The organism is Streptomyces sp. NPDC058964 (assembly GCF_042741275.1).
Classification (GTDB): Bacteria; Actinomycetota; Actinomycetes; order Streptomycetales; family Streptomycetaceae; genus Streptomyces.
Genome location: NZ_JBHYKH010000453.1, coordinates 1 through 7,443 on the forward strand (window position 1 = coordinate 1; position 7,443 = coordinate 7,443).

The 7,443-nt window shown below is 73.3% G+C and carries 9 protein-coding genes and 1 pseudogene; 4 read left to right on the forward strand and 6 right to left on the reverse strand.

Features of this window, described 5'->3' with window-relative positions; translation table 11 throughout:
- Positions 1 to 104: 104 nt before the first annotated feature.
- Positions 105 to 1,247: pseudogene (locus ACFW2E_RS36620) on the forward strand (DUF6519 domain-containing protein); the annotation flags it as partial.
- Positions 1,247 to 2,146 carry a peptidoglycan-binding protein gene (locus tag ACFW2E_RS36625; protein ID WP_384473268.1) on the forward strand — a complete coding sequence of 300 codons (900 nt, stop codon included), beginning with the start codon at positions 1,247 to 1,249 and terminating at the stop codon, positions 2,144 to 2,146. The pseudogene ACFW2E_RS36620 and the gene ACFW2E_RS36625, both read left to right, overlap by 1 nt.
- 30 nt (positions 2,147 to 2,176) lie before the next feature.
- Here the strand turns inward: ACFW2E_RS36625 and ACFW2E_RS36630 are convergent, their stop codons facing one another.
- The gene (locus ACFW2E_RS36630) at positions 2,177 to 2,569 is read right to left on the reverse strand and encodes a DUF5997 family protein (protein ID WP_384473271.1); all 393 of its coding nucleotides are present in this window, start codon (positions 2,567 to 2,569) and stop codon (positions 2,177 to 2,179) included.
- A 58-nt stretch (positions 2,570 to 2,627) separates the two neighbouring features.
- Here ACFW2E_RS36630 and ACFW2E_RS36635 point away from each other — a divergent pair, with 58 nt between their 5' ends.
- Together ACFW2E_RS36635 and ACFW2E_RS36640 are read left to right on the forward strand one after the other, a co-directional pair.
- A complete protein-coding gene (locus ACFW2E_RS36635) occupies positions 2,628 to 3,395 on the forward strand; it encodes a LysR family transcriptional regulator substrate-binding protein (protein ID WP_384473274.1) in 768 nt (255 codons plus the stop codon).
- A gap of 134 nt (positions 3,396 to 3,529) precedes the next feature.
- On the forward strand, positions 3,530 to 3,838 hold the full coding sequence (locus ACFW2E_RS36640; protein ID WP_384473277.1) for a hypothetical protein: 309 nt from the start codon (positions 3,530 to 3,532) through the stop codon (positions 3,836 to 3,838).
- Positions 3,839 to 3,851: 13 nt separating this feature from the next.
- On the opposite strand, the gene ACFW2E_RS36645 is transcribed toward ACFW2E_RS36640, so the two are convergent.
- The 5 genes from ACFW2E_RS36645 to ACFW2E_RS36665 are packed head-to-tail and all read right to left on the reverse strand — an operon-like array spanning position 3,852 to position 7,183.
- Entirely contained in the window at positions 3,852 to 5,273 is a 1,422-nt protein-coding gene (locus ACFW2E_RS36645; RefSeq protein WP_384473280.1) for an MFS transporter, read from the reverse strand.
- Entirely contained in the window at positions 5,270 to 5,398 is a 129-nt protein-coding gene (locus ACFW2E_RS36650) for a hypothetical protein (RefSeq protein ID WP_384473283.1), read from the reverse strand. The genes ACFW2E_RS36645 and ACFW2E_RS36650 overlap by 4 nt, the downstream gene beginning before the upstream one ends.
- Before the next feature lie 28 nt (positions 5,399 to 5,426).
- Positions 5,427 to 5,936 carry a biotin carboxylase N-terminal domain-containing protein gene (locus tag ACFW2E_RS36655; RefSeq protein WP_384473286.1) on the reverse strand — a complete coding sequence of 170 codons (510 nt, stop codon included), beginning with the start codon at positions 5,934 to 5,936 and terminating at the stop codon, positions 5,427 to 5,429.
- Between the two features lie 45 nt (positions 5,937 to 5,981).
- A complete protein-coding gene (locus ACFW2E_RS36660) occupies positions 5,982 to 6,683 on the reverse strand; it encodes an HAD family hydrolase (RefSeq protein ID WP_384473289.1) in 702 nt (233 codons plus the stop codon).
- Positions 6,684 to 6,703: 20 nt separating this feature from the next.
- Positions 6,704 to 7,183: an Lrp/AsnC family transcriptional regulator gene (locus ACFW2E_RS36665; RefSeq protein WP_384473292.1), complete on the reverse strand. Its 480-nt coding sequence runs from the start codon at positions 7,181 to 7,183 to the stop codon at positions 6,704 to 6,706.
- Between the last annotated feature and the right edge of the window lie 260 nt (positions 7,184 to 7,443).

Genomic DNA, 7,443 nt, shown 5'->3' on the forward strand with positions numbered 1-7,443 from the left:
CCCGGGGGGGGGCGTGGGGCCTCTCGGGGGGGCGGGGGGGTCGGGGGTGGGGGTCTCCCTGTACCCCGCCGTCCGGTGCCTGCCACCGGGTGTCGTGGTTGCACCGGCTGCCGTCACCCGCCCAGTCACCGTTCCTGGTCTACCTCAAGGTGTGGGAGCGCGCCGTCTGCGCGGCCGAGGACCCGGCGCTGCGCGAGGTCGCCCTCGGCGCCGCGCTGCCCGACACCGCCGTGCGTGCCAAGGTCGTCTGGCAGGTGCTGCCGCTGTCCCTGGCCGAGCTGGAGATCGAGGAGGCCGAACCGTCCAAGGAGGCGGTAAGCGAGGCCTTCGACCGCTGGGCACAGCGTCAGTCCGCCCCCTCGGCCCGGCTCGCCGCCCGCAGCGAGCGGCCCGAGCACGCCGACGAGGACCCGTGCCTGGTCCGGCCGGACGCCCGCTACCGCGGCCCCGAGAACCAGCTGTACCGGGTGGAGGTGCACGCCGGCGGGGAGGCCAAGGACGCCACCTTCAAGTGGTCCCGGGAGAACGGCTCGGTGGTCTTCCCGGTCGACGGACTCGACGGCACCTGGGTGCGGCTGGCGACCCTCGGTCTCGACGACAAGCTCGACCTGGACGTCGGCGACCACGTCGAGTTCACGGACACCGCCCAGGCTTCCCGCCTGGAGGCCCTGCCCCTGCTGCGGGTCGAGGAACTGGACCTGCCCGGCCGGCGCGTCCGGCTCTCGGCCGAGCCGGATCCGGCCGTCGGACGGCTTCCGCATCTGCACCCGTTCCTGCGCCGCTGGGACCACCACGACGGGCCCAGGCGCAAGGGCCGCACCACGGCCCTCAAGGACGGCGCGCTCCCCGTCGCCGAGGGGGAGTGGCTGCCGCTGGAGGACGGCGTCGAGGTGTACTTCGCCAAGGACGGCGCCTACCGCACCGGCGACCACTGGCTGATCCCCGCACGGACCGCCACCGGCAGCGTCGAATGGCCCACCGGCCCGGCCCGCCGCCCCCTGCTGCGGGAACCCGCCGGAATCGCCCGGCACTTCGCGCCGCTGGCACTGGTCCGGGGCGAGGGCGGCACCGTCGACCTGCGGCTGGCCTTCGGCCCACTGGCCGGCGGCATCCCCGCCGCGGTCGAGGCGACGCTCGCGGCCGAGGAACAGGCCGCGAACCAGGAACGGGCCGCGGAGGCGGATCCCTCCGGCGGCCGTTCGCAGACCACAGCGGCGGCCGAGGCCGCCGTGGAAGGAGACCGGTGATGTCCCAGCCGATGAGCGCCGCCAAGCTGGTGGAGATCCTGCGCGCCGAGGGAGTGACCGTCCACGAGGTGCGCAACTGGCGCCACCACAACCGCAACACCAAGGGCCCGTGGGGGCCGGTGAACGGTGTCATGATCCACCACACCGTCACCTCCGGCACGGCCGCCTCCGTCGACATCTGCTACGACGGCTACTCCGGCCTGCCGGGCCCGCTGTGCCACGGTGTGATCGACAAGAAGGGCCATGTCCACCTCGTCGGCAACGGCCGCGCCAACCACGCGGGCCTCGGCGACAGCGACGTGCTGCGCGCGGTCGTCGACGAGAGGCGACTGCCGCACGACAACGAGGCCGACGTCGACGGCAACCGCCACTTCTACGGCTTCGAGTGCATCAACCTCGGCGACGGCAAAGACCCCTGGCCCGAGGCCCAGAAGGAGGCCATCGAGAAGGTCTCCGCGGCCATCTGCCGCCACTACGGCTGGTCCGAGCGCTCGGTCATCGGACACAAGGAGTGGCAGCCGGGCAAACAGGACCCGCGCGGCTTCACGATGGACGGCATGCGCAGGCGCATCGCCGCACGGCTGGCCGGAAAGGGCGGCGGCAAGGACCCGGGCGGGCCGTCCGATCCGAAGCCCGCCCCCAAGCCGGCGCACGCGCCCTTCCCGGGCGGCGGCTTCTTCCACGTCGGGCAGCGGTCGCCGGTCATCACGGCCATGGGGCGCCGGCTGGTCGCCGAGGGCTGCGGCCACTACGACAGCGGGCCGAGCCCGGAGTGGACGGACGCCGACCGCAAGTCCTACGCCGCCTGGCAGCACAAGCTGGGCTTCAGGGGCAAGGACGCGGACGGCATTCCCGGCAAGGTCAGCTGGGACCGGCTGAAGGTGCCGTCGGACGGCTGAGACACGGGTGCGCCCGAGCGGGCCCGGTCCTCAGTCCCGCTCGGCGTCCTTCTCCTTCTTCAGGTTCTTGATCCGCACGGACTCCTTGCGGACCTCGGCCTGGGTGGCGCGTTCCTTCTCCAGCCACTCGGGCCGTTCCTGCTTCAGCGCCTCGATCTGCTCGGTGGTGAGGGCCTCGCTGACGCCGGCGCGCGCCAGGCCCGAGATGGACACGCCCAGCTTGGCCGCCACCACGGGGCGGGGGTGCGGGCCGTTGCTGCGCAGTTCGCGCAGCCACTCGGGCGGATTGGCCTGGAGCTCGTTCAGCTCGGCTCGCGAGACGACGCCCTCCTGGAACTCGGCGGGGGTGGCGGGGAGGTACACACCCAGCTTCTTCGCCGCCGTGGCGGGCTTCATCGTCTGGCCGGTCTGCTGCGAACTCATGAGGTCAAGGGTATCGGCCGAGTGCGGCAGGTCCGACCACGGCCGGTAACCTGGCCTGGTGACAGGCTCGGAGGAAACATCGTCGTTCCGGCTCGCGTACGTCCCCGGCGTGACGCCCGCCAAGTGGGTACGGATCTGGAACGAGCGCCTGCCCGACATCCCCCTCACCCTGCTCCAGGCGGCCGCCGCGGAGGTGTCCGACATGCTGCGCGGGGGCGCGGCCGACGCCGCGTTCGTACGGCTGCCGGTCGACCGCACGTTCTTCAGCGCCATCCCCCTCTACACCGAGACGACGGTGGTCGTCGTCCCCAAGGACCACCTGATCACGGCGGCCGAGGAGGTCACTCTCGACGACCTCGCCGAGGAGGTCCTCTTCCACCCCCTGGACGACGTCTTCGACTGGGACAGCCCGCCGGGCGAGCCGGCCTTCGAGCGCCCCGCCACCACGGCGGACGCCGTCGAGCTGGTCGCGGCGGGCGTGGGCCTCCTGGTCGTGCCCCAGTCCCTGGCCCGGCTGCACCACCGCAAGGACCTCACCTACCGGACGGTCGTCGACGCCCCCCAGTCGAGCGTCGCCCTGTCCTGGCCCGAGGAGGCCACCACCGACCTGGTCGAGGACTTCATCGGCATCGTCCGCGGCCGCACGGTCAACAGCACCCGGGGGCGCACGGCCGCGCAGCCCGAGCCACAGCAGAAGCGCAAGCGGCCGGAGAAGACCGCGGCCCGGCAGAAGCCGGCTCCGGGCAAGTCGGCGGGGCGGAACCCCAAGGGGCGCTCGGGCGGTTCGCAGGGAGCCAAGCGGGGCAAGCCCAGACGGCGGTCATAGGGCTGCGCGGCGCGGGCCGGCGGAGGGGGACGAGGTGCTTTACGCCGTAGGACTCTTCTGGGCCGTGGGCGCCCCATTCATGACCTGGAAGTTCGTCCGGCTCTGGCGGGACCCGGGAACGGGCGGACGATGCCATGGCCACGTTCGGCTACCTGCCGTACGGCCCGGACGTCACAAGGGGAGCGGTCCGCGCCCTCGGCCTCACGGTCGTCATCTGCTGGGACGCCGCCGCCCTTGTTTTCGTGGCCGTCCTGGATCTCCCGATGACCGGCGGGGTGCTCACCGTGCTGGGCGTCGTGATCGTGACCCTTCTGCTGTCTGTGCCGGCCACGGTCAGCGTGATCCTCTTCAACGTCCCGAAGTTCGTCGTCCCGCCGCACATGCGCGCCGACCCGGGAGTCTTCGGCGCCTGGCGGGCACGCCGCGCTGCCCGGCGGCGCTGACGGACGGCGCGGGTCAGGGCTCGGGGGTTTGCTCGCGGAGGTCGGCGACGGCCAGCGCCAGCCCGGCCACGACGAACACGAGGGCCGTCAGCAGGCCCAGCTGGAGTGCTCCCGTGGCGCGGCCGTGGTTGGCGAGGTGCGCGAAGTACACCGCGCCCACGGCGGCGATACCGGCGGCCGACCCGACCCGCTGCCCCGTCTGCAGGACCCCTCCGGCCGCTCCGGCACGGCGCACCGGGACCCGGGCGAGGGTGAGCGTGGTGTTGGGGGAGACGGTCAGGCCCGAGCCGATCCCGGCGACCAGCAGGGGCAGCGCCGCGGCCCACCCCACGCCCGTACCGGGCACCAGCTGTACGGCCGCCACGGTTCCCAGCAGACCGAGCGCCACCGCGGACAGCCCCCAGACGACCAGTCCGCGCCCGTACCGGACGACCAGGCGTCCGCCGGCCAGCGCGGCAAACGCGGATCCGACCGCGAAGGGCATCGCGGCCAGTCCCGCCGTCAGGGCGCTGTAGCCCAGGGTGTTCTGCAGGAACAGCGTGTACACGAAGAAGACCGAGGTGAAGCCGGCGAAGTACACCAGGCTCAGCAGCGCGCCGCAGGTGAACGACCGCCGGGTGAACAGCCGAAGATCGATCAGCGGTGCCCGGCCGCGCAGTCCCTGCCGCCGCTCCCACGCCCAGAAGGACAGCAGCAGCACCACGGCCAAGGGGACCAGCGCCCACTTGCTCCGCCCGTGCCACGCCTGCTCCTGCACCAGGGGCAGCATCAGCGTCAGCGCACCGCCGCCGAGCAGCAGCACACCCGGCATGTCGAAGCCCTCCCGGGCGTCCTTCGGCGGGGACTCGGGCAGCAGCCGCAGCGCCGCCGCGAAGACCGCCACGCCGATGGGCAGGTTGACGTAGAACACCCAGCGCCAGCTGCCGGACGCCTCGATCAGCAGGCCTCCCGCCAGCGGGCCGACCGCCGTGGAGACCGCGACGACACTGCCGAACATGGCGAACGCCCGGGCGCGCTCGGCACCCTGGAACATCTGCTGGATCAGACCCGAGCTCTGCGGTGCGATCATGCCTCCCGCCATGCCCTGGAGCAGCCGGAACAGCACCAGCCAGCCGGCGGCGGGCGCCAGCCCGCAGGCGGCCGAGGTGATCGTGAACAGGGTGACCCCGACGATGAAGGTCTCCCGGCGCCCCCGGATGTCGCCCAGCCGGCCCGCGGGCACGAGGAACAGCCCGTAGGTCAGGGCGTAACCGGAGGCCACCCAGGACAGGTCGGCCTGTGTCGCCCGCAGCCCCCGCTCCATGGAGGGCAGCGCCACGTTCACGATCGAGGTGTCGAGCAGGGTCATGAAGCCCGCCGTCAGGCAGACGGCGAGGGCCTTCCAGCGCCGCGCGTCGGTGATCGGCTCGGACGCGCGGGTCTGCACCGTGGTCATGGGGCCTCCGGCCGGAGCGGTCCGCCGCGTCCACGGCGCACCGTGCGTACCGCGTCGGGATCCGGCGAGCGCGGGTCGTGGGCGACGAGGCCGGCCGGCTCGCCGTGGATCGGATCGGTGGGCATGCGCTCGCCTTCCTGTGCTGTCCTGCGATCACGGTAGGAACCGGCGCGGCACCGCGCTCGTCGTGGCCCGGCGGCCGTACGCCGGCGGCGGCCGCCCGGGAGCCGTGGCGGTGATGGCGTTGCTGGGCCGGAGGGCCGTGGCACGACCGAACACCGGTTCCTGGGCCGCATGCACCGATCGGGTGAGGCCGCCTCCCCGGGGCCGTCGGGCGCCGGGTGGCCCGCCAGGGTCCGGCACAGTGGATCCTGCTCGACCCCGGGACCCGCACCGGTCCACCCGGGCCGAGGGGCGAGAAGAGCCTCGCCCCTCACCCCGTGACCACGAACCCCCGCGGCTCGGACGGTTCGCCGCCCCGTCCAGCGCCGCCAGGATCCACCGGCGTGACTCCACGGCCTCGGGCGACGGACCGGCGAACGTGATCCCGGCCGCGGCGCAGCGGAGCGCGAAACCGGGGTTCTCGCTCGGGAAGCCGCGTCCGGGGCGGAGGAGAGCGCACCGCGATCTCCCCGCGGTTGGCGCCCGGCACGCCGGCAGCACCCGTGAACCCGTCCGGAGGCGAACGGAACACGATCAGGGCACGGGTCAGGACGTACCCCTGTCCAGGAGCCACTCGTACGCCGCACGCGCCGTGAACTCCGCCTGGCCGCCCCGCAGGAGCAGACCGGCGGTGGCGAACTCCGGGGCGTCGGTCTGGGCGGCGAGGTACGGGACGGCGATGCAGCGCATCCCCGCCGCGTGCGCGGCAGCCGCGCCCGGTGCCGCGTCCTCCAGGACCACACAGTCCGCCGGGGCCGTCCCGAGTCGCCGGGCGGCCTCCAGGAAGACGTCCGGCGCGGGCTTGCCGCGCGGCACCTCGTCGGCCGACACGGCCGTGCGCAGAAACGCGTCCAGGCCCGTGCCCACCAGGATGGCCTCGATGGCCTCGGGGGAGGAGCCCGAGGCCACGGCCGTCGGGACACCCTCCGCCGCGAGCAGCTCGACGAACTTCCGCATCTCCGGGTACACGGGTGTGCGGGCGCGGGCCAGCTCCAGATAGCGCCGGTTCGTGTCGGCGAGCAGTTCGTCCACCGAGGCGCGCAGGCGGTGGCGTTCCTTCCAGATGACGGCCGTCTCGCGGGTGCTGACGCCGACGAAGCTCTCGTGGTCCGCCCAGGTGTAGTACGGCACGCCGTGCTCGGCGAGGGTCAGCCGGCCCGCTTCGTAGTAGTTGGGCTCGCTGTCCACGAGCGTTCCGTCGAGATCGAAGATGACCGAGAGGTCACCGAGGCGGCCGCGGTTGCTCATGACGTCCAGGATGCCCGGCGTCAGCCGCGGGCCGCCGTCCGGCCGACCGACTCCACCAGGGGCAGCAGCCGGTGGGCGACTCGTTCGCGCAGCGCCACCTCCGTGCGGGTGCGCACCACGCCGGGCAGGCTGATCAGCGTCTGGATCACGTCCTCCAGGTGGGCGTTGTCCCGCGCCACGACCCGGGTCAGCAGATCCCCGCCACCCGTGATCGAGAAGGCCTCGACGATCTCCGGTACGGCGGCCAGTGCGTCCCCCACGTCGTCCAGGTGGCCCTGGGTGACCTCGATGTGCACGAAGGCCAGCACCGGGTGACCCAGCGCTGCGGGGGAGAGCGAGGGGCCCGTCCCGGTGATCACGCCGTCCCGCTCCAGACGGTCCAGCCGGGCCTGCAGCGTGCCGCGCGCGACGCCGAGGATGCGGGCGTACTCGCGCACGCTGGTGCGCGGCCGCTCCAGCAGCAGCCGCAGGATGCGGGTGTCGAGCTCGTCCACGGCCACGGTGGTCCGGCCTCCTCACGCCTTCGATGATCACCTTCGACAGTACCAATGGCCCAGGCCGCCGCAGGCCGAGTCGGCCGCCCGGCCTGGTCCGTTGGTTCGCCGTCGGACGCCCGGGGCACGCGACTCCTGTACCAACGGCCCAGTGATACGAGACGCGCTTGAGCCAGCGGGCCCGGTGATGCTCTCATGGGGTGGTCGATGGCGCTGCGGACCCCGCGGCGCCTTTTTCATGCCCGTGTCCACAGGGGGCGGTAAGC